This window comes from Variovorax sp. 679 (genome assembly GCF_003952185.1).
Taxonomy (GTDB): Bacteria; Pseudomonadota; Gammaproteobacteria; order Burkholderiales; family Burkholderiaceae_C; genus Variovorax.
In genome coordinates, this window is sequence record NZ_RXFS01000016.1 from 25,980 (window position 1) to 47,681 (window position 21,702).

Sequence of the window (21,702 nt, forward strand, 5' to 3'; positions counted from 1 at the left end):
ACTCCTGCCGTTCTCCAAAGACCCACCTTTTCTCAAGGGTTCAGTGCCCGTCTGACTACGCCTTCATAATTATGCAACTCATAATGTTGCATGAAACGAGACAGCAAGCTTTCAGCCGTCCTGCACGTGCTGCTGCACATGGCCGAGATGAAGACGCCCGTCACTTCCGAGTCGCTCGCGATCGCGATGCAGACCAATCCGGTCGTGGTGCGCCGTCTCATGGCGGGCCTGCGGCAGTCGGGCTTCGTGAGCTCGGCCAAGGGCCACGGCGGCGGCTGGGTGCTGTCTTGCACCTTGTCGGCGGTGACGCTGGGCGACATCCACAACGCCGTCGGCGCGCCCGCGCTGCTGGCGATGGGCAACCGCACCGAGAGCCCCGGCTGCATCGTCGAGCAGGCCGTGAACGCGGCGCTCGACGGCGTGTGCGACGAGGCCGAGGCGCTGCTGCTGCGGCGCTTCAACAGCATCACGCTGGCGGATCTTTCCAGGGACTTCCATCGCCGCATGACTGGCGGCGGCTTCACATTGAAGGACATCGAACATGCGTCATGACGCTCTGATCGTGGGCGGCAGCTTTGCCGGCCTCTCCGCTGCCATGCAGCTCGCCCGCGCACGAAGAAAGGTCTGCGTCGTCGACGCGGGCGCGCCGCGCAACCGCTTCGCCGCCGCGTCGCACGGCTTCTTCGGGCAGGACGGCGTGCCGCCCTTGAAGATGATCGCCGACGCGCGCGACAAGCTGCTCGCGTACCCCAGCGTCGAGTTCATCAAGGCCAGTGCGGTGGACGTGAGTGCTGACGGCGAAGGGGGATTCACGGTGTCCCTTGACAGCGGCGGGCAGCGCTCGGCCGGCAAGCTGCTCCTGGCCTTCGGCGTGCAGGACGGCCTGCCGGACATTCCCGGCATCGGCGAACGCTGGGGCGAGAGCGTGCTGCACTGTCCCTACTGCCATGGCTACGAGTTCAGCGGGCGTCCGCTGGGCGTGCTCTATCACCATGGCGCGCACCCGCCGGACCATGCGCTGCTGATTGCCGAATGGGGACCGACCACGGTCTTCCTGAATGGCGGCGAGGGGCCCGATGCCGAAGCGCGCGCAAGGCTGCAGGCACGCGGCGTGACCATCGAGCCGGGGCGAATCGCCGGCCTGGAAGGCGAGGGGCGGGACCTGGCCGGTGTGCGCATCGACGACGGAAGGCTGGTGCCCATCGAGGCGCTCTACGTGGCGCCGCATACGCGTCCGGCAAGCCCGCTGGCCGAAGGCCTCGGCTGCGCCTTCGACGATGGTCCGTTCGGCCGGGTGCTGCGCGTCGACGCGATGAAGATGACGACCGTGCCCGGCGTCTACGCTGCGGGCGATCTCTCGATGATGTTCTCCAATGCCACGCTGGCGTCGGCGGACGGATTGTTCGCCGGCGTGTCCATGCACCGGTCGATGGTGTTCGATGCCTGAAGAAATGGACAAAGAAGAACTTTTTTCCGGGATTCGGAAAAACGGCCTCAGATCACCCTATAATCTGAGGCTCACGCGGGAATAGCTCAGTTGGTAGAGCGCAACCTTGCCAAGGTTGAGGTCGAGAGTTCGAGACTCTTTTCCCGCTCCATATTGCAAAAAAAGGCCACCTCATCGGTGGCCTTTTTCATTTGGGCGCCTGCTCAGCGGTCCGCGTGCTTCAGCAGGTAGCTGTTCGAGATCGCCTTGAACGACAGTCCGCCGTCCAGCCGCTTGAACACGACCCCCTCGCGCGAAGTGCCCGGGTTCAGCGACGGCCCTTCGGCGTACGCCAGCACCTCGGCCATCGACCCACCAAAGCGATCGAGCGCGCTCACTTCGAGCAGCGGCACGGTACGCACCGTTGCTCCCAGCACGCGCAGCGCATCGATGATCGCGTTGCGCTCGTCCATGCCGCAGTAGTCGCCACGGTCGATGTCGAATACATCGAAGACGTGGAACTGCTGCCCGCGCAGCTTCTCCGGATTGCCCTGGATGCCCTCGCCGACGATCTCGCCCTGCAGCGCCACGCTGCGGCCCAGCGTCGAGAGCGCTTCCAGAAGTCGGTCTTCCCGCGCCACGCGCCACAGGCTGTTGCCCGGGGTTTCGCGCAGCTGCCAGTTGCGCCCGCACACCCCCACGGCACCTGCGTTGTGAAACGCGGTCATGCTCGATCCGTCGAGCTTGACCGTGACCTCGAACGCATGTCCGTCGTTCGCAGCAAGCACCTCCGGCAGGTTCTGGATGCGCTCCTGGTCGGTCTTGGCGATGAAGAGCGGGAACGGGCCCTCCACCTCGCCCGACAGGCAGGCCGGGATCACGGGCTCCCACTTGCCGATGCCCAGCAGCTCTGCCCAATCGCGCTGGCGCAGCATCGGATCGGCCAGCGCGAGCGCGTCGATTTCCGAGAACTGCGACAGCGGCAGGATCAGCCCCTGCGAGATCTGGCCGCGCAGCTTCATCGTGCGAAGCCGCACGCCGCGTTGTTCGTTCCAGGTGATCGCAGCCTTCTCCAGGAAGGCGAAGCGCGGGTCGTCGAGCGGCAGGAAGGCGTCGATCTCGAAGAAGACGCAGCGGTCGCCAACGGCGAACTCTCCCTTCTTGATGACGACGGTCCAGCCTTCGACGACGGCGCATTCGATGGCATCGGCCCCGGCAATGGGGCGGACGACGTCGACGGTGCGGACGGTGACAAGTTTGCGCATGGTTGTTTTCTCCCTGTGGTTGATGGTGACGCAAAAAGAAAAAAGGCCCGGAACCAATCGGTGTCCGGGCCTCTTTGAAAAGAAAGAGTTCTGAAGCGGTGCGCGCTATGCGCCGACTCCACCCGGTGAGGCCTGGTTGCCCGTTTGTTGCTGGCCGATTGCATGGCCCGCGACGTACGCGAACGCGTGACCCGTTGTCGGGTTCGCGTTGCTGACGTTCTTGGCGATGACCAGTGCGGTGCTCACGGAGTGGCTTTCGGATGAATGCGGATGGTGTTGTCCGGGATCTTCGCAGCGATGCCGCGAAGGGAGCCGGACTGTAAAGAGTGTTTGCGCCGGCGTCAACCCCTCGCCGGCAACACGGTCCCCCGGCTCTCTCCAAACCCGATGCGCGCATGTCCCGGCTTCTCGCACCAGCCGCGCAGCAGCACCGCGTCGCCGTCTTCCAGAAAACCGCGCTGCTCGCCGTTGGCCAGTGTCACGGGGCTTTGCGCCGCGCGCGTCAGTTCGATGATCGCGCCGGCCTCGCCTTCGCCGGGGCCTGAAATCGTGCCGCTGCCGAACAGGTCGCCGGGGTTCAGGCTGCAGCCGCCCATCGTGTGGTGCGTGACCATCTGTGCGACGCTCCAGTACTGGTGCTTGAAGCTGGTGGACGACAGGCGCGACGGCCCGGTCTTGTCCTTGCGTGCCTTCTCGCTTTCGAGCCAGACCTCCAGCCGGATGTCGAGCGCGCCGCTCTCGCGGTTCGCCGCGTGCTCCAGGTATGCGAGCGGCTGTGGCTCGCTGGTCGGGCGCGTCCATGCCTGCCGGTAGGGCGCGAGTGCCTCCATCGTCACGATCCACGGAGAGATCGTGGTCGCGAAGTTCTTCGCGAGGAAGGGGCCGAGCGGCGCCATCTCCCAGAACTGGATATCGCGCGCCGACCAGTCGTTCAGCAGGCAGATGCCGAAGATGTGCTCCTCCGCGCGCTCGAGCGGAATGGGCTCGCCCTGCGTGTTGCCGGTGCCGATCCACACGCCGAGCTCCAGTTCGTAGTCGAGCCGCGCGCAGGCCTGATAGGTCGGTGCCTTCGCGCCCGGTGCCATCGCCTGTCCCATCGGCCGGTGAAAGCGCTGGCCGCTCACGCCGATGGTCGACACGCGCCCGTGGTACGCGATCGGGATCCAGCGGAAGTTGGGCGTCACGTCGCCATCGGGATTCATCAGGCGGGTAATGTTCAGCGCGTGGTCGATCGATGTGTAGAAGTCGGTGTAGTCCCCGATGCGCGCGGGCACGGTGTATTCGGCTTCGGACTGCGGCACGAGGCAGTCGCGCACGGCTTGAACGGTGGCGACGGGTGCGTCGTTCTTCAGCAAGGCGAAGAGTGCGTGGCGCAACGCTTTCCACGCCGCGTTGCCGAGCGCGAAGAAGTCGTTCAGCGCAGGCTGCGCGGCGGCCTTCGCCGCATCGAGCGCGAGGCCGTCGAGCTGCTGCAGCCTGACGAGTGCCGCGAGGTCAAGCACCTGGTCGCCGATGGCGACTCCGCCGCGAAATGCCTCGCTGCTGCCGGCGCGACGGAACACTGCATGCGGCAGGTTCTGGATCGGGAAGTCGGCGCCCGTTGCGTTGGCCGATTCGACCCAGCTGCGCGCATGGACGTCGTGCGTGTGGTTGAGTGTGATGCTCATGATGAACGGAACCTCACACCGATGCCATCAACGCTTCGTCGAAGATCGCGACCGCACGCGTCCAGCCGGCCGACGCGCCGCGGATCTTGTGCGGGAAGCAGCTGATGTAGAAGCCCGTGGGCGGCAGCGCTTCGAGGTTGTGCAGCTTCTCGATGTGGCAGTAGCCGATGTCGCGGCCGGCCTTGTGGCCTTCCCAGATCAGCGATGCATCGTGCGTCTCGCCGTACTTCTTCGCGGTGTGCACGAAGGGCGCGTCCCAGCTCCATGCGTCGGTGCCCGTGAGGCGCACGCCGCGCTCCAGCAGGTACATCGTCGCCTCGTAGCCCATGCCCGCGCCGGCGGAAACATAGTCGGGGTGGCCGTAGCGCGAGCCGGCGCGCGTGTTGACCACGACGATCTCCAGCGGGCTCAGCGTGTGACCTATGCGTTTGAGCTCGGCCTCGACATCGTCGGCCGTCACCACGTAGCCGTCGGCGAAGTGGCGGAAGTCGAGCTTCACGCCCGGCTGGAAGCACCATTCGAGCGGCACGTCATGGATGGCGATGGCGGGCTTCTTCTCGCCCAGCGCCTTGTCCATGGTCGAGTGAAAGTGATAGGGCGCATCGAGGTGCGTGCCGTTGTGCGTCGACAACTGCACCAGCTCCACCGCCCAGCCCTCGCCGTCGGGCAGGTCTTCCTTCTTCAAACCGGGGAAGAAGGGCTCGATCTGCTCGTAGGTCTGCTCGTGCGTGAAGTACTGGATCTTCGGTGCGAAGGCCGGCGGGTCGGAGAGCACGTCGTTCTCCAGAAAGATCGAGAGGTCGACGAATTTGCGTGGCATGTCGGGGCTCCTTGTGGGGTGTTCGTGTTGGAAGAGAAGGAAAGAGAAAAAGAAGGAATCAGGGCTGCTGCCAGCGCAGCAGGCGCTTCTCGGCAAGGGCCAGCAGCGCGTTGCTCACGAAGCCGATGAGCCCGAGCAGCACGATGCCGGCGAACAGGTCGCTGGCGCGGAAGGCGCGCGCAGCCAGCAGGATGGCCTGGCCCAGGCCGCTTTGCGAGGCGATCATTTCGCCCACCACCGCGACGATCAGCGCGATGGTCAGCGCGAGCCGCATGCCGGCCAGGATGTCGGGCATCGCGTTGGGCAGGCCCATCTTCCAGATGTACGCCGCGCGCGACATCTGCAGGCAGCGCGCCACTTCCGACAGGCGCGGCTCCACGGCCGCGAAGCCGTGCACCGTGGCCAGCAGCACCGGCCACATCGCGCCGAACGCGACCACGAAAAGCACCATGCCGGGGTTCAGCCCGAAGATGGAGATGGCCAGCGGCAGCAGCGCCGAGGCGGGCAGGGGGCGGATGAATTCCAGCGTCGGCTGGATCCACGCCCGGACCTGGGGCGACACGCCGATGGCCGCGCCCAGCAGCACGCCGAAGAGCGATGCGAGCAGCCAGCCTTCGATCATGCGGCCCACCGTCGCTTGCGTGAAGGCGATCAGCTCGCCATTGCCATTGCCTCCCGCAAGATTCAGTCCTTCGAGCAGGCTCGCGAAAGTGGCTTGCGGCGTAGGCAGGAACACGCGGCTGACCCAGCCCGCGTTGCTCGCCACCCACCACAGCGCGACAAGCGCCAGCAGCACGCCCGCCGAGCCGAGCCGGTACAGGCCGATGCGGTCGTTGTTGCCGGTCATGACTGCACTCCCATGCGCCGCGACACCGCGCGCTGCAGCATCAGCATGCCCGCGTTGACCGCGAAGCCCACCACGCCGATCCAGCCCAGCCAGGCGAGCATCAGCGCGGGGTCGAAGCTCTGCTGCGCGATCATCATCGCGTAGCCCATGCCGTTGGGGTTGGCCGCGATCTCCACCGTCACGGCCACCACCAGCGCCACGGCAACGCCGAGGCGCAACGCGACGAACAGGCGCGGCACGATGGCGGGCAGCACGATCTTGAAGGCACGCTCGCGCGCCGACAGCCCCAGCACCCGGCTGACTTCGAGCAGCCGGGGCTCGACCTGCTGCACCGCCGACTGCACCAGCACCAGCAGCGGCCAGAAGGTGGCGAAGGCGACGATGGCCAGCTCCATGCGCACGCCGAAGCCGAAGCCCAGCATGGCGAGCGGAATCAGTGCGACGGAAGGCACGGGGCGCAGCACCTCGATGGAGACAGACCCGAGTTGCGCGGCTCGGCGCGAGAGCCCGAGCACGACGCCCAATGCGATGCCGAGCACCGCACCCAGCAGCAGGCCCAGCGCTGCCGTGCCGAGCGTGAAGCCGGTGGCCTGCCAGAGCGAGCCGTCCATGGCTGCGCCGACAAACGCCTTGGCCGCCGCGCTCGGCGGCGCGAGCGCATCGCTGCCCAGCGCGGCCGCGCGCCGCGCGTACCACTCGAAGGCGCCGATCAGCACGACGGGAAACACCCACGGCCGCAGCCAGCGGAAGAGGCGGTTCTCAGTCATGGCCCTGCTCGATGAAGGCGAACAGCTCGCGGCGCAGCTGCAGGTATTCCGGGTGCTCCTTGGTCGAGAGCTGATCGCGTGGGCGGGGGATCTTCACGTCGATCATCCGTGCGAGGCTCGGCCGCCCGGGGCCCGGGTTGGCCTGCAGCGCGATCACGCGGTCGCCGAGGTAGATGGCCTCTTCCAGGTCGTGCGTCACGAACAGCACGGTGAGCCCGTCCTCGCGCACCAGCCGTGCCAGCTCGTCCTGCAGGCTCTGCCGCGTGAGCGCGTCCAGCGCGCCGAAGGGCTCGTCCATCATCATCAGCTCGGGCTTCTGCGCAAGGCAGCGGGCGATCTGCGCGCGCTGCTGCATGCCGCCCGACAGCTGCACCGGAAACTTGTGTGCGTGCTTCGCGAGGCCGACCTTGCCGAGCACGTCGGCGATGCGCGGCGCGCGCTCGGCGGCGGGTACGCCGGCCGCTTCCAGCGCGAGGCTCACGTTGCCCTCCACCGTGCGCCAGGGCAGCAGGGCGCGACCGTAGTCCTGGAACACGAAGGCCACTTCGCGCGATGGCTCGGTCATCTTCGCGCCGTTGCGCCGCACCTCGCCCGCGCTCGCGGTGACGAGCCCGCTGGCCGCGCGAAGCAGCGTGGTCTTGCCGCAGCCGCTCGGGCCGACGATGCAGACGAACTCGCCGCGCGCCACGTCGAACGATGTGGGCGACAGGATCTCGCGCCCGCCGAGGCGGATGGTCACGCCGTCGAAGCGCAGGAAAGGGGTGGCTTGCATCGTGGGGCTGGCTGGCGAATGAAAGGCGCTCGCCGACAGTGCGGCACGCGCAGTAACGGGGGCGGGAGCAGCGATCACTTCGCCACCAGCTTCGCCACGTCGATGCTCGTCTTGAGCATTTCCTGATCCTTCATCAGCCCGGTCCAGTAGGCGAGCTGCTTTTCCGTCACCACGGGGCCGGGCGGCGAGACCTGCACCTTGGCCAGCACGTCCGGCGGCAGCTTGATGTACTTGCCGATCGATGCACGCACCTTCGCGTCGTTCTTCGGCTGCTGCATGAACGACGCGGCCTCCACCAGCGCCTCGCGGAAGGCGCGCGCCGCCACCGGGTTCTTCGCCACCCACTCGCGCTTGGCCGCGTGCACGATGGTCTGGTTGTTCTCGGGCAGGAAGGTCGAGTAGTAAGAGGCCACGTAGCCCGCGCCGCTCTCGGTGATGCGGCTCATGAACGGGTCGGCCGACACCACCGCGTCGACCGAGCCGCCGCGCAGCAGGTCGGCATGCTGCGGGAACGCGGCCTCGACGAAGTTGACCTTGCGGTAGTCCACGCCGCTGTCCTTCAGCCAGGCGCGGAAGGTCACGTGCAGGAAGGCGCCCAGGCCCGGCACGCCGATCTTCTTGCCCACGCAGTCCTGCGGGCTCTTGATGCCCGAGCCCGCGCGCGCCACCAGGCCGAAGCCGGTGATGGTCTTAGAGGTGAGGCCGCCGCCGGCCACCAGCACCAGGTCGAGACCGCCGTCCACCGCCTGCAGGAACACCGAGGGCGTGGGGCCGCCGATCTGCAGCGAATCGGACTGCAGCGCCGCCGGAATGGTCGAGTTCAGCGGGATGAACTTGAGCTCGACGTCGAGGCTGCGCTTCTTGAAGTAGCCCTCCTCGGCGGCCACGAACACCGATGCGAAGTCGGTCACGGCCGTGTAGCCGAACACGATCTTCGTGGTGGATTGGGCGCGCGAAGGCAGCGCGGCGGCGGCCGATGCAGCGGCGAGCGCCGACAGCAGGGTGCGTCGTTTCATCATGTCTTCTGTCTCCTGGGGGTGGTTTTCTTTTGCGTGGGCCTGGCTGTCTTCGGGCGCGGCAGCGCCGCGCGCAGGCCGCCGACGATGAAGTTCACGAGCATCGGCGCCACGGCCGGGTCGGCGCGCCTGTTCTCGCCGCGCGTGAGGCGTTCGATGCGGCTGTCGTTCAGGTGGTGCAGCAGCGCGCCCAGCGCGAACTGGTAGCCCCAGGCCGCCTGGCTGCGCGTGGCGTGCGGCAGCGCGATGTGCAGCGCATCGATGTAGGCCTCGGCCAGCGGGTCGAAGTAGGCGCGCAGCACGCGGTCGGCTTCCTCGGTGGCGTGGTACAGCTCGCGCGCCACCAGCAGCGCGTAGTACTCGCCCTCGGAACTCGCGCGCAGCGCGAGCACGGGCGCGGTGAAGGCTTCGATGATCCGCTGCAGCGTGCGCGGGTCGTCGGGGTCGTTGTTCACCGCGGCCAGGCCCGCGAGCCGCGCATCGATGGAGTGCGACCAGTGCTCGAAGATCGCATGGAAGAGCTCGTGCTTCTGGCCGTAGTAGTAGCCCACCAGCGCCAGCGGCACGCCGGCCTCCTCGGCGATCTGGCGGATCGTCACCACGTGGTAGCCATGCTGCGAAAAAAGCTTCTCGGCCGCCAGCAGGATCGCCTGCTTGCGGTCGGGCCGCGCAGTCTCGGTGGCGACTGCGGCGAGGGCTGGCGTCGCGGCACGCGAGGTGCCGCGCCTTGCGGTGGGTGTGCGGGTGCTCATCGGGGCGTATTGAACGCTTGTACAAAAACATTGAACACACGTACAAACCCTGAGGTCAACCCTCATTGAGCACGGTCGTTCGCAGCGCTACGCTCGTGCCATGCCCGCTCCCAATATTCCCCAGATCCGCCTTTACCGCGACTGGCTGCGCGAGACGCGCGGCCTTGTCTTCGACAGCTACGACGCCCTGTGGCGCTGGTCCGTCACCGAGCTCGATGCCTTTTGGCAGAGCATCTGGGACTACGCCCGCATCGAGTCGCCCACGCCGCACACGGCGGTGCTCGCCGAGTCGCGCATGCCCGGCGCTCGCTGGTTTCCCGGCGCACAGGTCAACTACGCCCGCGAGGTGCTGCGCCACGTCGATGCGGCGCACGCGGCCGGCATGCCCGCCATCGTGAGCGACAACGAGCTGGGCCAGGTGCGCGAGATGTCGTGGCCCGAGATGCGCCGCCAGGTCGCGTCGGTGGCGCTCACGCTCAAGTCGCTCGGCGTGCAACGCGGCGACCGCGTCGCGGCCTACATGCCGAACGTGCCCGAGACCATGGTGGCCTTTCTCGCATGCTCCAGCATCGGCGCGATCTGGAGCGTGTGCGCGCCCGACATGGGCACGGCCGCCGTGGCCGACCGCTTCAGCCAGATCGCGCCCAAGGTGCTGATCGCCGTCGACGGCGTTCACTACGGCGGCAAGCCGCTCGACCGCAGCGCCGTGCTGCAGGAGCTGCGCGGCCAGCTGCCGAGCGTGCAGAAGCTGCTGCTCGTGAAGTCGCGCTATGCCGCCGGCGCCGTTCCGCACGATGTCGACTGGACGCAGGCCGTGGCGCGCAACGATGCAGAGGTCGCGGCCTTCGAGCCCGAGTGGCTGCCCTTCGACCACCCGATCTGGATCGTCTATTCGAGCGGCACCACCGGCCTGCCCAAGCCCATCGTGCACGGGCAGGGCGGCATCATCCTCACCATGCATGCCTGCGGGCTGCACAACGACGTGGGCGCGAGCTACGGCGCCAACAACTACGGCGAGCGCTACCACTGGTACAGCTCCACGGGCTGGGTGATGTGGAACTCGCAGCTCTCGGGCATGGCCTTCGGCGCCACCATCTGCATCTACGACGGCAATCCGGCGGGCAGCAAGGAGAAGCCCGACTGGAGCGTGCTGTGGCGCTTCGTGGCGCGGCACAGGGTCACTTTCTTTGGTGCAGGCGCGGCCTACTTCACCAACTGCATGAAGGCGGGTCTTGTCGCGAAGGAGTGCGGCGACCTCTCGCGCGTGCGCGCGCTCGGCAGCACCGGCTCGCCGCTGCCCGAGGAAGTGCAGCGCTGGGGCTCGAAGCAGATCCTCGACGCGGGCTCCAAAGATGTGTGGTGGTGCAACATCTCCGGCGGCACCGATTTCTGCGGCGCCTTCGTCGGCGGCAACCGCGACCTGCCCGAAGTGCCGGGGCAGATGCAGTGCCGCGAGCTCGGCCACGCGGTCGAGGCGTGGAACGAGCAGGGCCAGCCGGTCATCGGCGAAGTGGGCGAACTGGTGTGCACCAGGGCCATTCCTTCGATGCCGCTCTACTTCTGGGGCGACGAGGGCAATGCGCGCTACGTGTCGAGCTACTTCGACACCTACCCCGGCGTCTGGCGCCACGGCGACTGGATCAGGATCGGCGAGGACGGCGGCTGCATCATCTACGGCCGCAGCGACGCCACCATCAACCGCCAGGGCCTGCGCATGGGCACCAGCGAGATCTACAGCGCCGTCGAGGGCCTGCCCGAAGTGCTCGACTCCATGGTGGTCGACCTCGAATACCTGGGCCGCGAAAGCTACATGCCGCTGTTCGTGGTGCTGCGCCCCGGCACGACGCTCGACGACGCCATGCGCGCGAAGATCAACAACGCCATCAAGACATCGCTCTCGCCGCGCTTCGTGCCCAACGACATCTTCCAGGTGGCCGAGGTCCCGCGCACGCTGTCTGGCAAGAAGCAGGAGCTGCCGATCAAGAAGCTGCTGCTGGGCCAGCCCATCGAGAAGGTGGTCAACCGCGAAGCCATGGCCAATCCGGGAAGCCTTGACTGGTTCGTGGCTTTTGCCGCACGGCGTGCGGAGGCCGCCTCCGCATAATGCGGCGCATGAAAAGACGAACCAGCCTCCTCATGTTCTCCGCCATCGCAGGTGCCTCGTTGCTGAGCGCTTGCGCCGTGCCTTCCTCGCCATCGGCGGGCGGTGGCAGTGCGGCGCAACTGCGCGTGAGCGGCACCGTCACGTACCGCGAACGCATCGCGCTCGACCCCGCGGCCGAAATCGTGGTGCAGCTGCTCGACGTGTCGCTCATGGATGCGCCCTCGAAGGTGCTTGCCGAGCAGCGCATCAAGGCCAACGGCAAGCAGGTGCCCTTCGCCTACGAGCTGAAGGTGGATGCCGCGCGCATCGACCCGCGCATGCGCTATGCGGTGTCGGCGCGCATCACGCGCGGCGATCAGCTGCTGTTCATCAACGACACGCAGTATTCCGTGCTCACGCAAGGCGGCGCCAACAGCGCCGACCTCGTGCTGGTGCGCGTCACGCAGGCTCCGCGCTGAGCGGCCCGCCGGTCCACGGACCGGCTTCGGCTCCGGGCAGGAGCTCGTAGAGCACCAGGCCCGTCTGGCGGCCGCGCAGTTCCACCAGCTCCTCGATGCGCCGCGTGCGCAGCCGGCCATCGAGCCCCGCGAAGGTGGCCTCGGACATCAGCGTCTGCGTCCCCAGCTGCTTGTTGATGCCCTCGATGCGGCTCGCCACGTTGATCACGTCGCCGAACGCGGTGTAGGACAGCCGGTCGTTCGAACCCAGTACCCCCGCGATCACCTTGCCGGTATGGATGCCGACGCGCGTGCGGAACACCGGCAGCCCCTGCTCGCGCCACTTCCGGTTGAGCGCGCTCATTTCCTCGTGGAGCTCCAGCGCGGCAACGCAGGCCCGGTACTCGGCATCCTTCAGGTCGGAGGGCGCGCCCCACAGCACCATGATGCCGTCGCCGATGAACTTGTCGACCATGCCGCCATGCCGCGCGAACACGCCCGTCGCGAGGTTGAAGTATTCGGTCAGCATGCCCACCAGCACGTCGGTGTCGAGCGACTCCGAGATCGATGTGAAGCCCTCCACGTCGGTGAACATCACCGTCACGCGGCGCGGCGAACCCGAAGGGCCGAGCGTGTGACCCTCGTCGATCAGCTGGTTGATCAGGCCCACCGGCACGAACTTGCTGAAAGCCTTGAGGCTGCGCGCGGAGTCGTCCAGGGCCTGGTCGAGGTGTTGTATCTCGAGCACGCGGCTGGGCTCGCGCGGCAGGTTGTCGAGCTCCAGCAGGCCGATGCGGCGCGCGATGTGCGAGAGGTTCTCCACCGGCGCGGTCACCAGCTTCGACAGCTTCAGCGACAGGAACAGTGCGATCGCCAGGAAGGCCACCGCCAGCACCAGCCCCCACAGCACCGTGCGGCGCAGGTCGCCCAGCAGCACTTCCTCGGGCACCCAGCTCACCAGCTGCCAGCCGGTGCTCGGGATGAGCGAGGTCTGCACCAGGTAGCGGTGGCCTTCGTAGGCGAAGGCGAACGCCGTGTCGCTGCCGCTGCCCGCCGTGCCGGTGGCCACCATGTGAGCGTGCAAGGCGCCGAGCACGCCGCTCGGCGGCTCGAGCTTGTGCAGCACGCCGGGCATGTCGCTGCGCGCGAGCACGCGGAAGTCGGCGCTCAGCAGTGCGCTGTCGCCGTAGCCGTCGTTGTTGAACTGGCGCACGAAATCCGAAAGCCGCCCGAGTGACACGTCGCCCGCCACCACCAGCGCCTGGGCGCTGCTGTCGGCGTAGCTGCGCTTGCTCGGCAGCGCATAGGTCACGCCGAGTTCCTGCGCGGCGGCGAATACGTAGGGCTGCGTCCAGACGGGCCCGCCCGCGTCGTGCGCCTGCGTGTACCAGCTTCGCTTCGTCGGGTTGTAGTCGCTGCGGAACGCGTCCAGGCGCTGGGTGGCGTAGCGCTGCTGCACGCTGGCCTCGGCGTCCAGCGGCAGCTTGTATTGCCAGGTCTCGGTGGTGAACTCTTCGCCCCGCTCTATGTGGCGCATGGCCGGCACCGGGTAGCGCAGCGCCATCAGCATCTGGCCCTTCTCGTTGCTCACGTAGATGCTGTCGAGTTCGGGCGACTGCTGCAGCAGGGTCCAGAGCAGTTCCGAGGTCTTTTCGGAGTGCTCGCCCGCGGGGCGCAGGCTGGGGGCGCTGCCCACCGCGTTGATGACCGACTCCGCCTTGTGCAGGAAGGCCAGCACCTTGTCCTCGGTGCGGTCGTGGTTGGCCTTGTGCGCGGACACGCCGACGCGTGACACCAGCCGCTGCGACCCCCAATAGCCGAGAGACACCAGCAACAGCGATTGCGCCAGCGCCACCGCGCTGACGATGGTGCCGACATCGACCCGGAAACGGCGCGAGCGCCCGGGCGGTGCGACCAGCGATGCCGTGGGCGGCACCGTGCCCCCGGCGGATTTGAGCAACGGCTTTCCAGCCGCTTCCGGATTCCCGGACCAGTTCTTGTTCATACAACTCCCTGACGATCACTCGGACGCGCCCGCAAGGCCGAAGCCGCGGGCCGGCCTCCGGCAGATCCATGGCCCCGATCATTGGCGTCGGGGTCCGTGGGTGCTCGGAAGCGGGCGTGATTCTCGCTCTACTTCGGCTTTCCGTGCGGTATTGCACGGCGCCGTGGAGGCTCAAGCCTGTCTAGACCAGATCGTGGGAGCTGCAGGGCGCGGGCCCGTCAGCGCGCGTCGTGGAAGACGATCCCCAGCGTGTGCCGCCGCCCCGAACGCACGCGGCTCACGCCGTGGCGCATCGTCACGCGGTAGCTGCCGCGCGTGCCGGCCACCGGCCGCTGGTTGACCGCGAAGATCACGGTCTCGCCCTGCGCGAGCGACACCACCTCGGCACGCGACTGCATGCGCGGGCGCTGCTCGGTCAGCACGAACTCACCGCCGGTGAAGTCCTCGCCGGGCTTGCTCAGCAGCACCGTGAGCTGCAGCGGAAACTGAAGGTCGCCGTACAGGTCCTGGTGCAGGCAGTTGTAGTCGCCCTCGCCATAGCGCAGCAGCAGCGGGGTGGGGCGCTGCTGGCCCGCCGCGTGGCAGCGCGCGAGATACGCGGCGTGGTCCGGCGGGTAGTCGGCCGGCAGGCCCATGGCCGTGGCCCAGGCATTGGCCAGTGGCGCGAGGCGCGCGTACAGCACGCTGCGGCACGCCGCGAGCTTCGGCGGCAGCGGGTTGGCGAAGTACTGGTACTCGCCCTGCCCGAAGCCGTGGCGCTGCATCACCACGCGGCTGCGGAAGCGCTGGCCTTCGTCGTACATGGCCACGAGCGCGGCGCATTCCTCGGGGGTGAACAACTGGCCGGTGACGGCGCAGCCGCGGGCGGCAAGGTCCGCTTCGATGCGGGGCCAGTCGAAGGCGTCGATCCGGGAGAGCTTTCTTGTCATGCCGCCAGTGTCCCGCCGCCGGACCGGCACGGCTCGCCATTTCCGGACGCGGGTTTCCGGCACGGGCTTTGGCCCGCGCTGCTGCGGACGCCCCGCGTTTTGAGCGATCATCCGGCCATGGCACGAGAAAAAACCATTGCACGCGAAAGCTCGACAGGGCAACTGGTCCAGGGCCGGTCGGTTGCCACGCTGGGGCGCGGCATGGCACTGGTCAAGGTCGGCAAGGCTCCGCGTCCGGTCGTGCGCCCCGAAGACAACACCACGGTGCTGCTGAAGAAAGCGGCCCGCGCGCTGAACAAGCCCGGCATCGACAGGTCGGTCGTCTTCCGCGGCCCCAACGCCGCGAAGATCTTTTCCTACTCCGCCTATTCCCAGGACCCGACCCTGGTCGTTCGCGAGGCGGCCGACGGCACCAAGGTCATCGGCCGCATGGTCGACGGCAGGTTCCGCGCGAGCAAGGCGTGAGCCGCCGTCCCCCGAAGCTCGACAAGCTCCTCGAGCAGACGCAGGGCCCGCGTCCGGTGGCCTTCGTGCTGGCGGGTCACAACGGCTCCGGCAAGTCGACGCTCTGGTATTCGCGCCTTGCGCCGTCGCTGCGCCTGCCACTGGTCAACGCCGACCGGATGATGATGTCCATCCTGCCGGATGCCGATCCCGCCACGGGGCACATCCCCGTCTGGGCCCAGCGCCTGCGCGACGACGACGAGAAATGGCAGGTCCTGTCGCAGGAAGGCGTGCGCGCCTTCAAGAGCCTGGTGATGGACCAGCGCATGCCTTTCGCATTCGAGACCGTCTTCTCCCACTGGAAGCCGCTGCCCGGCGGCGGCCACGAGTCGAAGGCGGACGACATCCGCGCGATGCAGGAGGCAGGCTACTTCGTCGTGCTGCTCTTCGTCGGCCTGATCTCGGTGGACATGTCCGTCTTCCGCGTGAGCACGCGCAAGCAGCAGGGCGGCCACGACGTGGACCGCAAGAAGCTCATCGAACGCTTTCCCCGCACGCAGGCGGCGGTCGGCCACGCGGCGCAGATCGCGAACATGACGCTCATGTTCGACAACAGCCGCTCCGAGAAGGACGCCTTCGCGCTGGTGCGGGCGCAGGCGAAGAAATCGATTCTTTTCGACGCGCGCGATCCCCAGTTCGACGTGGACCCCGGACTGCGGGCCGTCTGCGACCCATGGCTGGAGAAGGTGACGGGGCCGTTCAGGCCGCCGCGCACTTCGCAGCCGAAGAAGACAACCCAGCGGCAGCAACGACAAGAAGGCCGGAGCACCTCATGAGCACCTCGAATCCATCCCCCGACCAGGCCGACGGCTGGCAACTCCCCTGGACCGGCGGCTGCCGCTGCGGCCAGGTGCGCCTGCGCATCACCGCGCCGCCGCTGCTGTCGATGGCCTGCCATTGCACCGGCTGCCAGACCATGAGCGCGAGTGCCTTCTCGCTCTCGCTCGCCATTCCCGCGCAGGGCTTCGAGGTGGTGTCGGGCGAGCCTGTCATCGGCGGGCTGCACGGCGACGATTCGCACCACTTCTTCTGCCCGCACTGCAAGAGCTGGATGTTCACGCGCACCGAAGGCCTCGACTACTTCGTCAACCTCCGGCCGTCGATGCTCGACCGCCACGGATGGGTCGAGCCCTTCGTCGAGACCTGGACCGACGAGAAGCTGCCCTGGGCCACGACGCCCGCGAAGCACAGCTTCGGCGCCTTGCCTGCGATGGACGCCTTTCCGGCGCTGATCGAGGCCTATGCCCGGGAAGGCGCCCGGCCTGCGAAGGCTTGAAGCGATGTCGGTCCGCCGCCGCGCTCAGAGCGGCGCGATCGGAATGCAGATGTCGCATTCGAAGGCGCCGGTCTTTTCGTCGAATGCCCCGCACGGCGGGTAGTGCTCGAATGCCGGCCGGTTGTCGATCTGGAAGCCGCTGGCCGGCAGCCAGTCGCGCAGCACGCTGGCCCAGGCCTCGTTGATCTCCTGCGGCAGACCCTTGAACTTCATCGCCGCGTAGCGCCCGCCGGGTAGCACCGTCTTCTGGAAGCCGCCGTCGGGCACGAAGTCTTCGGGCACTTCCACGGCGGCGTCGTAGCGCGACTGCTCCGGCGCCGTGATGCTCGGGTCGTCGTGGCTGATGCCGTAGCGCGGGTTCGGCCACAGCTGGTGCGCACCGATCCACGGCGCCACCTTCGTCTCCCAGAAGGCGCCGATGGGCGCGCCGAACGGGCCGACGTAGCGCAGGTAGGCGATGGTGACGGGCGGGCGGGTGATGAGTTCGACGTTCATGGGCTTGGCCTCCGTTGGCGCGGTGTCGCGCGACGAGGGCTCATTCTTCGTGAAGCCGTGCAATGCGATCTGATCAGGATTGCTTTCCGTGTCGGACGGCGACCATCGGTGAGCCGCGCGCCACGCCGTCGGCGAACTGCCGAAGCGCGCGCGGAATGCCCGCGAAAAGGCCTCGCCCGAGCCGAAGCCCACCGACAGCGCCGCGTCGAGCACCGACACGCGCGGCTGCGTCGCCAGCCGCAGCGCGGCGACTTCCACGCGCCGCCGCCGCACGTAGTCGCCCAGCGTTTCGCCGGCCCAGGCCGCGAACAGGCGGTGGAAGTGAAAGGCCGAGAAATGCGCAACATCGGCCAGTTCGGCGAGTTCGAGCGGTTCGTCCAGGTGCGCGTCGATGTGCGTCAGCACCTTGTGCATGCGCCATTCGTATTCGGATCGGCTGTCGCGCGTCATGGAGTACTCAGACTTGTCGGGCCTGCTCCAGCAGCCAGTCGCTGAAGAACTTCAGCAGCGGTCGCTGGTCGGCTCGCTCGGGCGTCACGAGATAGTAGTTGCGTTCGCCCGAGAGCGGTCGCGCGCATGCCACCACCAGCTCGCCGCGCGCCAGTTCGTCGGCGACCAGCATCGTCGGCATCAGCGCCACGCCGAGCCCGTGCGAGGCTGCCGCGGCGAGGATGGAGAACAGCTCGTAGCGCGGACCGCCGCGCGCGTTGGGCGCGTCGATCTGCTGCGCGTCGAACCACTGGCGCCAGCCGTCGGGCCGCGTGCTCTGCTGCAGCAGCGGCATCTTCGCGATGGCGGCGGGCGTCACGGCCTTGCCGCGCGGCAGCAGCGACGGGCTGCACACGGGCACCACGTCCTCGTGCATCAGCAGCAGCGCGCGCGTGCCGGCCCAGTTCTCGACCTGCGCGGGCGTGCCTGCGTACAGCGCGGCGTCGAATTCCGCGTCGGCGAAGAGAAAGGGGCGGGTGCGCGTCTCGATGTGCACCACCACGTCGGGCTGCAGCGCCGCGAAGCCCTTCAGGCGCGGCATCAGCCAGCGGGTGGCGAAGGTGGGCACGGCCGCCAGCGAGAGCGAGCCGCCTTCGCCCTGGTGCGCCATGGCGTCGAGCGTGTCGCGCTCCATCGCCTCCAGCCGTTTGCTGATCTGCCGAGCGTAGGCCGCTCCGCTTGCCGTGAGCGCCACGCCGTGCCGCGTGCGGCGGAACAGCGCTACGCCCAGGAAGGCCTCGAGCGTGCCGATCTGGCGCGACACCGCGCTCTGCGTGAGGGCGAGCTCCTGCGCGGCTCGGGTGTAGCTCTCGTGGCGCGCGGCGGCGTCGAAGCACACGAGGGTCTGCAGGGGCGGGATCTTGCGGCGCATGTATGCCTCGGCTGTATGTATGGAATCGAGGGCTCATCAATGGAGAAGCCGCTCGAACATCTTGCAAGACATTCTACGAACGCATATCTGGGTGAGGAATCATCGTTTGCGTCATGGTCCCCGCGTGGCTAGCATCGGCCGATCCCCCTCTTTTTTCTTTCCTCCCCCTTTTCCGGAGACAGCCACATGGCCGCCAAAGCGCAATTCCACTGGGACGACCCCCTTCTTCTCGACCAGCAGCTGACCGACGAAGAACGCATGATCCGCGACGCGGCCAATGCCTACTGCCAGGAGCGCCTCGCTCCCCGTGTGCTCGAAGGCTTCCGCACCGGCGAGACCGACCCGGCCATCTTTCGCGAGATGGGTGCCCTCGGCCTGTTGGGCCCGACCATTCCCGAGCAGTACGGCGGCCCCGGCCTCAACTACGTGGCCTACGGCCTGATCGCCCGTGAAGTCGAGCGCGTCGACTCGGGCTACCGCTCGATGGCCAGCGTGCAGAGCTCGCTGGTGATGGTGCCGATCTTCGAATTCGGCTCCGAGGGCCAGAAGCAGAAGTTCCTGCCCAAGCTCGCCACCGGCGAATGGATCGGCTGCTTCGGCCTGACCGAGCCCGACCACGGCTCCGACCCCGGCAGCATGGCCACGCGCGCCAAGAAGGTTCCCGGCGGCTACTCGCTCACCGGCTCGAAGATGTGGATCAGCAATTCGCCCATCGCCGACGTGTTCGTGGTGTGGGCCAAGGAAGTCAGCGAGAGCGGCGCCGTCGGCCCGATCCGCGGCTTCGTGCTCGAGAAGGGCATGAAGGGCCTGAGCGCCCCCGCCATCCACGGCAAGGTCGGCCTGCGCGCCAGCATCACCGGCGAGATCGTGATGGACGGCGTGTTCTGCCCTGAAGAGAACGCCTTCCCCGAAGTGCAGGGCCTGAAGGGTCCCTTCACCTGCCTCAACAGCGCCCGCTACGGCATCTCGTGGGGTGCCCTGGGCGCCGCCGAAGACTGCTGGCACCGCGCCCGCCAGTACACGCTCGACCGCAAGCAGTTCGGCCGCCCGCTGGCCGCCAACCAGCTCATCCAGAAGAAGCTGGCCGACATGCAGACCGAGATCACGCTGGGCCTGCAGGGCAGCCTGCGCCTGGGCCGCATGAAGGACGAGGGCATCGCCGCGGTGGAAATCACCTCGATCATGAAGCGCAACAACTGCGGCAAGTCGCTCGACATCGCCCGCATGGCGCGCGACATGATGGGCGGCAACGGCATCAGCGACGAGTTCGGCGTGGCCCGCCACCTGGTGAACCTCGAAGTGGTCAACACCTACGAGGGCACGCACGACATCCACGCGCTGATCCTCGGGCGCGCCATCACCGGCATCGCAGCGTTCTCGAACTGATCCGCGCATGACCGCCAAGCCCGCAGCACTCGACGGCATCAAGGTTCTGGACCTCTCCCGCGTGCTCGCGGGCCCGTGGTGCACGCAGATCCTCGCGGACCTGGGCGCCGACGTCGTCAAGATCGAGCGCCCCGGCGTCGGCGACGACACGCGCACCTGGGGCCCGCCCTTCATCAAGGACGCGAACGGCAACGACTCCGACCAGGCCAGCTACTTCACCGCCTGCAACCGCAACAAGCGCTCGGTCACGGTCGACATGGCCACGCCCGACGGGCAGGCGCTTCTGAAGCAGATGGCGGCGCAGGCCGACATCGTGGTGGAGAACTTCAAGACCGGTGGCCTGAAGCAGTACGGCCTCGACCACGAGAGCCTGCGCGCGGCCAACCCGCGCCTCATCTACTGCAGCGTGACCGGCTTCGGCCACGACGGTCCGTACGCCGAGCGCGCGGGCTACGACCTGATGATCCAGGCCATGACCGGCATGATGAGCATCACCGGCCGCCCCGACGAGGTGCCCGGTGGCGGCCCGCTGCGCGTGGGCGTGGCGCTGACCGACCTCTTCACCGGCGTCTACGCCAGCACCGCCATCCTGGCCGCGCTGCAGGTGCGGGACCGCACCGGCGAGGGCCAGCACATCGACATGGCGCTGCTCGACGTGGGCATGGCCATCCTTGCCAACCAGGCAAGCGCCTTCCTCAACACCGGCAAGGCGCCTGGGCGCCAGGGCAACACGCACCCCAGCCTCGCGCCCTACCAGGACTTCCCGACGCAGGATGGCGCGATGCTGCTGGCCATCGGCAACAACGGCCAGTTCGCGCGCTTCTGCGAGGCCGGTGGCCACCCCGAGTGGGCGACCGACGCGCGTTTCGCCACCAACACGCTGCGCGTGAAGCACCGCGGCGTGCTCATTCCGATGATGGAAGAGCTCACCCGCACGCGCACCACCGCCGCGTGGGTCACGCTGCTCGAGGACAAGGCCGTGCCCTGCGGCCCGATCAACGACATCGCGCAGGCCTTCGACGACGCGCAGGTCAAGGCGCGCGGCCTCGCGGTGACGCTGCCGCGCGACGCGGGCGACGGCATTGCCAGCATCACCGGCGTGGCGAGCCCGCTGCGCCTCACGGCCACGCCGCCGGTGCTGCGCCATGCACCGCCGGCGCTGGGCCAGCACACGCAGGAGGTGCTGGCGGAGATGGGCATCGACGCCGCCCGCTTCGAGGCCCTGCGTTCGGCCGGCGTGGTCTGACGAAGAAAGAGAAAAGAAGGAAGAGGCCATGGTCAGCCCGATGCCCATGCCCGCTTTCTCGGTGCTGCGCATCGACCACGTCGTGCTGCGCGTGAAGGATGCGGAACGCTCCATCGCCTTCTATCGAGGCGTGCTGGGCTGCGCCGTCGAGAAGCGCCGCGACGACCTGGGGCTCGTGCACCTGCGCGCGGGCACCAGCCTGATCGACCTCGTCACGCACGATGGCCCGCTGGGCAGGCAGGGCGGGGCGCTCGCCGGCGCGGAAGGCCGCAACGTCGATCACCTCTGCCTGCGCATCGAACCCTTCGATGAAGCCGCCATCCGCACGCTGATGGCCGAGCATGGCGTCGCGGTGCATGGCGAGGTGCAGAACAACTTCGGCGCGGAGGGCAACGGGCCCTCGATCTACATCGCCGACCCCGACGGCAACACCATCGAGCTCAAGGGCCCGGCCGCCTGACGGCGGGCGCTTTTTGTACGCCAATGTGTCCGGCCGCCGGCCGCACACACGGGCATGCAAAAGCATGGCTTGCCCGACACATCGCGGATACAGCCGGCCGATTCAATCCATGCATCGCCACCGAGGCGACCCGTACGGCGAATTCCTCGTCCGGCGGGCAACCACTGC

The 21,702-nt window shown here is 67.9% G+C and carries 23 protein-coding genes and 1 tRNA gene; 11 read left to right on the top strand and 13 right to left on the bottom strand.

Annotation, left to right across the window (positions count from 1 at the left end; genetic code table 11):
• Positions 1 to 90 precede the first annotated feature (90 nt).
• From EJO71_RS30675 to EJO71_RS30685, 3 genes are all read left to right on the top strand, one after another.
• Positions 91 to 552: an Rrf2 family transcriptional regulator gene (locus EJO71_RS30675; protein WP_093195704.1), complete on the top strand. Its 462-nt coding sequence runs from the start codon at positions 91 to 93 to the stop codon at positions 550 to 552.
• On the top strand, positions 542 to 1,447 hold the full coding sequence (locus EJO71_RS30680) for an NAD(P)/FAD-dependent oxidoreductase (protein ID WP_125952434.1): 906 nt from the start codon (positions 542 to 544) through the stop codon (positions 1,445 to 1,447). Before EJO71_RS30675 ends, EJO71_RS30680 begins: the two co-directional genes overlap by 11 nt.
• Positions 1,448 to 1,522: 75 nt before the next feature.
• Positions 1,523 to 1,598, top strand: a tRNA-Gly gene (locus tag EJO71_RS30685).
• 52 nt (positions 1,599 to 1,650) lie between these two features.
• Here the strand turns inward: EJO71_RS30685 and EJO71_RS30690 are convergent.
• From EJO71_RS30690 to EJO71_RS30725, 9 genes are all read right to left on the bottom strand, one after another.
• Positions 1,651 to 2,691, bottom strand: a complete 1,041-nt coding sequence (locus tag EJO71_RS30690; RefSeq protein ID WP_125952435.1) for an RNA ligase (ATP) — start codon at positions 2,689 to 2,691, stop codon at positions 1,651 to 1,653.
• A gap of 105 nt (positions 2,692 to 2,796) precedes the next feature.
• Positions 2,797 to 2,937: a hypothetical protein gene (locus EJO71_RS34500; protein WP_164546940.1), complete on the bottom strand. Its 141-nt coding sequence runs from the start codon at positions 2,935 to 2,937 to the stop codon at positions 2,797 to 2,799.
• A gap of 95 nt (positions 2,938 to 3,032) precedes the next feature.
• Positions 3,033 to 4,358, bottom strand: coding sequence for a fumarylacetoacetase (gene fahA, locus EJO71_RS30695; RefSeq protein WP_125952436.1), 1,326 nt, complete (start codon positions 4,356 to 4,358; stop codon positions 3,033 to 3,035).
• Positions 4,359 to 4,371: 13 nt separating this feature from the next.
• Entirely contained in the window at positions 4,372 to 5,178 is an 807-nt protein-coding gene (locus EJO71_RS30700) for a cyclase family protein (protein ID WP_125952437.1), read from the bottom strand.
• Positions 5,179 to 5,236: 58 nt separating this feature from the next.
• Complete coding sequence (locus EJO71_RS30705; RefSeq protein ID WP_125952438.1) at positions 5,237 to 6,025, bottom strand: ABC transporter permease; 789 nt, start codon at positions 6,023 to 6,025, stop codon at positions 5,237 to 5,239.
• Positions 6,022 to 6,792 (bottom strand): ABC transporter permease subunit, encoded by a 771-nt coding sequence (locus tag EJO71_RS30710; protein WP_125952439.1) that lies wholly within the window; start codon positions 6,790 to 6,792, stop codon positions 6,022 to 6,024. Before EJO71_RS30710 ends, EJO71_RS30705 begins: the two co-directional genes overlap by 4 nt.
• A complete protein-coding gene (locus EJO71_RS30715) occupies positions 6,785 to 7,642 on the bottom strand; it encodes an ABC transporter ATP-binding protein (protein WP_125952440.1) in 858 nt (285 codons plus the stop codon). Before EJO71_RS30715 ends, EJO71_RS30710 begins: the two co-directional genes overlap by 8 nt.
• Positions 7,639 to 8,583 (bottom strand): ABC transporter substrate-binding protein, encoded by a 945-nt coding sequence (locus EJO71_RS30720; protein WP_125952441.1) that lies wholly within the window; start codon positions 8,581 to 8,583, stop codon positions 7,639 to 7,641. Before EJO71_RS30720 ends, EJO71_RS30715 begins: the two co-directional genes overlap by 4 nt.
• The gene (locus EJO71_RS30725) at positions 8,580 to 9,332 is read right to left on the bottom strand and encodes a TetR/AcrR family transcriptional regulator (protein WP_125952442.1); all 753 of its coding nucleotides are present in this window, start codon (positions 9,330 to 9,332) and stop codon (positions 8,580 to 8,582) included. The genes EJO71_RS30720 and EJO71_RS30725 overlap by 4 nt, the downstream gene beginning before the upstream one ends.
• Positions 9,333 to 9,432: 100 nt before the next feature.
• On the opposite strand from EJO71_RS30725, the gene EJO71_RS30730 reads away from it, so the two are divergent.
• Positions 9,433 to 11,436 carry an acetoacetate--CoA ligase gene (locus EJO71_RS30730; RefSeq protein ID WP_125952443.1) on the top strand — a complete coding sequence of 668 codons (2,004 nt, stop codon included), beginning with the start codon at positions 9,433 to 9,435 and terminating at the stop codon, positions 11,434 to 11,436.
• An 8-nt stretch (positions 11,437 to 11,444) separates the two neighbouring features.
• Complete coding sequence (locus EJO71_RS30735; RefSeq protein ID WP_240651569.1) at positions 11,445 to 11,894, top strand: YbaY family lipoprotein; 450 nt, start codon at positions 11,445 to 11,447, stop codon at positions 11,892 to 11,894.
• Here EJO71_RS30735 and EJO71_RS30740 read toward each other — a convergent pair.
• Positions 11,875 to 13,878 (bottom strand): adenylate/guanylate cyclase domain-containing protein, encoded by a 2,004-nt coding sequence (locus EJO71_RS30740; protein ID WP_125952444.1) that lies wholly within the window; start codon positions 13,876 to 13,878, stop codon positions 11,875 to 11,877. The genes EJO71_RS30735 and EJO71_RS30740 overlap by 20 nt on opposite strands.
• 218 nt (positions 13,879 to 14,096) lie before the next feature.
• Positions 14,097 to 14,807, bottom strand: a complete 711-nt coding sequence (locus tag EJO71_RS30745) for a 2OG-Fe(II) oxygenase (protein ID WP_125952445.1) — start codon at positions 14,805 to 14,807, stop codon at positions 14,097 to 14,099.
• Between the two features lie 117 nt (positions 14,808 to 14,924).
• Here EJO71_RS30745 and EJO71_RS30750 point away from each other — a divergent pair, with 117 nt between their 5' ends.
• From EJO71_RS30750 to EJO71_RS30760, 3 genes are read left to right on the top strand one after another with little or no spacing between them, the layout of a single operon-like run.
• Positions 14,925 to 15,272, top strand: coding sequence for a hypothetical protein (locus EJO71_RS30750; RefSeq protein WP_240651570.1), 348 nt, complete (start codon positions 14,925 to 14,927; stop codon positions 15,270 to 15,272).
• Positions 15,269 to 16,087 (top strand): zeta toxin family protein, encoded by an 819-nt coding sequence (locus tag EJO71_RS30755; protein ID WP_125952446.1) that lies wholly within the window; start codon positions 15,269 to 15,271, stop codon positions 16,085 to 16,087. The genes EJO71_RS30750 and EJO71_RS30755 overlap by 4 nt, the downstream gene beginning before the upstream one ends.
• Positions 16,084 to 16,587 (top strand): GFA family protein, encoded by a 504-nt coding sequence (locus EJO71_RS30760; RefSeq protein ID WP_125952447.1) that lies wholly within the window; start codon positions 16,084 to 16,086, stop codon positions 16,585 to 16,587. The genes EJO71_RS30755 and EJO71_RS30760 overlap by 4 nt, the downstream gene beginning before the upstream one ends.
• Positions 16,588 to 16,611: 24 nt before the next feature.
• Here the strand turns inward: EJO71_RS30760 and EJO71_RS30765 are convergent, their stop codons facing one another.
• Together EJO71_RS30765 and EJO71_RS30770 are read right to left on the bottom strand one after the other, a co-directional pair.
• On the bottom strand, positions 16,612 to 17,532 hold the full coding sequence (locus EJO71_RS30765; protein ID WP_206169065.1) for a GyrI-like domain-containing protein: 921 nt from the start codon (positions 17,530 to 17,532) through the stop codon (positions 16,612 to 16,614).
• Between the two features lie 7 nt (positions 17,533 to 17,539).
• Positions 17,540 to 18,442, bottom strand: coding sequence for a LysR substrate-binding domain-containing protein (locus tag EJO71_RS30770; protein WP_125952448.1), 903 nt, complete (start codon positions 18,440 to 18,442; stop codon positions 17,540 to 17,542).
• Positions 18,443 to 18,628: 186 nt separating this feature from the next.
• Between EJO71_RS30770 and EJO71_RS30775 the strand changes: the two genes are divergently transcribed.
• Genes EJO71_RS30775 through EJO71_RS30785 form a run of 3 tightly spaced genes read left to right on the top strand, consistent with a single transcriptional unit; the run spans position 18,629 to position 21,534 of the window.
• On the top strand, positions 18,629 to 19,828 hold the full coding sequence (locus EJO71_RS30775; RefSeq protein WP_093195687.1) for an acyl-CoA dehydrogenase: 1,200 nt from the start codon (positions 18,629 to 18,631) through the stop codon (positions 19,826 to 19,828).
• Positions 19,829 to 19,835: 7 nt separating this feature from the next.
• On the top strand, positions 19,836 to 21,074 hold the full coding sequence (locus EJO71_RS30780) for a CaiB/BaiF CoA-transferase family protein (protein ID WP_125952449.1): 1,239 nt from the start codon (positions 19,836 to 19,838) through the stop codon (positions 21,072 to 21,074).
• Between the two features lie 28 nt (positions 21,075 to 21,102).
• On the top strand, positions 21,103 to 21,534 hold the full coding sequence (locus tag EJO71_RS30785; protein ID WP_125952450.1) for a VOC family protein: 432 nt from the start codon (positions 21,103 to 21,105) through the stop codon (positions 21,532 to 21,534).
• Positions 21,535 to 21,702 lie beyond the last annotated feature (168 nt).

Excerpts from the sequence above, each read along its gene's own strand:
- EJO71_RS30675 (WP_093195704.1), top strand. The coding sequence starts at position 91 with ATGAAACGAGACAGCAAGCTTTCAGCCGTCCTGCACGTGCTGCTGCAC.
- EJO71_RS30680 (WP_125952434.1), top strand. The coding sequence starts at position 542 with ATGCGTCATGACGCTCTGATCGTGGGCGGCAGCTTTGCCGGCCTCTCC.
- EJO71_RS30690 (WP_125952435.1), bottom strand. The coding sequence starts at position 2,691 with ATGCGCAAACTTGTCACCGTCCGCACCGTCGACGTCGTCCGCCCCATT.
- fahA (WP_125952436.1), bottom strand. The coding sequence starts at position 4,358 with ATGAGCATCACACTCAACCACACGCACGACGTCCATGCGCGCAGCTGG.
- EJO71_RS30700 (WP_125952437.1), bottom strand. The coding sequence starts at position 5,178 with ATGCCACGCAAATTCGTCGACCTCTCGATCTTTCTGGAGAACGACGTG.
- EJO71_RS30705 (WP_125952438.1), bottom strand. The coding sequence starts at position 6,025 with ATGACCGGCAACAACGACCGCATCGGCCTGTACCGGCTCGGCTCGGCG.
- EJO71_RS30710 (WP_125952439.1), bottom strand. The coding sequence starts at position 6,792 with ATGACTGAGAACCGCCTCTTCCGCTGGCTGCGGCCGTGGGTGTTTCCC.
- EJO71_RS30720 (WP_125952441.1), bottom strand. The coding sequence starts at position 8,583 with ATGATGAAACGACGCACCCTGCTGTCGGCGCTCGCCGCTGCATCGGCC.
- EJO71_RS30725 (WP_125952442.1), bottom strand. The coding sequence starts at position 9,332 with ATGAGCACCCGCACACCCACCGCAAGGCGCGGCACCTCGCGTGCCGCG.
- EJO71_RS30730 (WP_125952443.1), top strand. The coding sequence starts at position 9,433 with ATGCCCGCTCCCAATATTCCCCAGATCCGCCTTTACCGCGACTGGCTG.
- EJO71_RS30735 (WP_240651569.1), top strand. The coding sequence starts at position 11,445 with ATGAAAAGACGAACCAGCCTCCTCATGTTCTCCGCCATCGCAGGTGCC.
- EJO71_RS30740 (WP_125952444.1), bottom strand. The coding sequence starts at position 13,878 with ATGAACAAGAACTGGTCCGGGAATCCGGAAGCGGCTGGAAAGCCGTTG.
- EJO71_RS30745 (WP_125952445.1), bottom strand. The coding sequence starts at position 14,807 with ATGACAAGAAAGCTCTCCCGGATCGACGCCTTCGACTGGCCCCGCATC.
- EJO71_RS30750 (WP_240651570.1), top strand. The coding sequence starts at position 14,925 with ATGGCACGAGAAAAAACCATTGCACGCGAAAGCTCGACAGGGCAACTG.
- EJO71_RS30760 (WP_125952447.1), top strand. The coding sequence starts at position 16,084 with ATGAGCACCTCGAATCCATCCCCCGACCAGGCCGACGGCTGGCAACTC.
- EJO71_RS30765 (WP_206169065.1), bottom strand. The coding sequence starts at position 17,532 with ATGACGCGCGACAGCCGATCCGAATACGAATGGCGCATGCACAAGGTG.
- EJO71_RS30770 (WP_125952448.1), bottom strand. The coding sequence starts at position 18,442 with ATGCGCCGCAAGATCCCGCCCCTGCAGACCCTCGTGTGCTTCGACGCC.
- EJO71_RS30775 (WP_093195687.1), top strand. The coding sequence starts at position 18,629 with ATGGCCGCCAAAGCGCAATTCCACTGGGACGACCCCCTTCTTCTCGAC.
- EJO71_RS30780 (WP_125952449.1), top strand. The coding sequence starts at position 19,836 with ATGACCGCCAAGCCCGCAGCACTCGACGGCATCAAGGTTCTGGACCTC.
- EJO71_RS30785 (WP_125952450.1), top strand. The coding sequence starts at position 21,103 with ATGGTCAGCCCGATGCCCATGCCCGCTTTCTCGGTGCTGCGCATCGAC.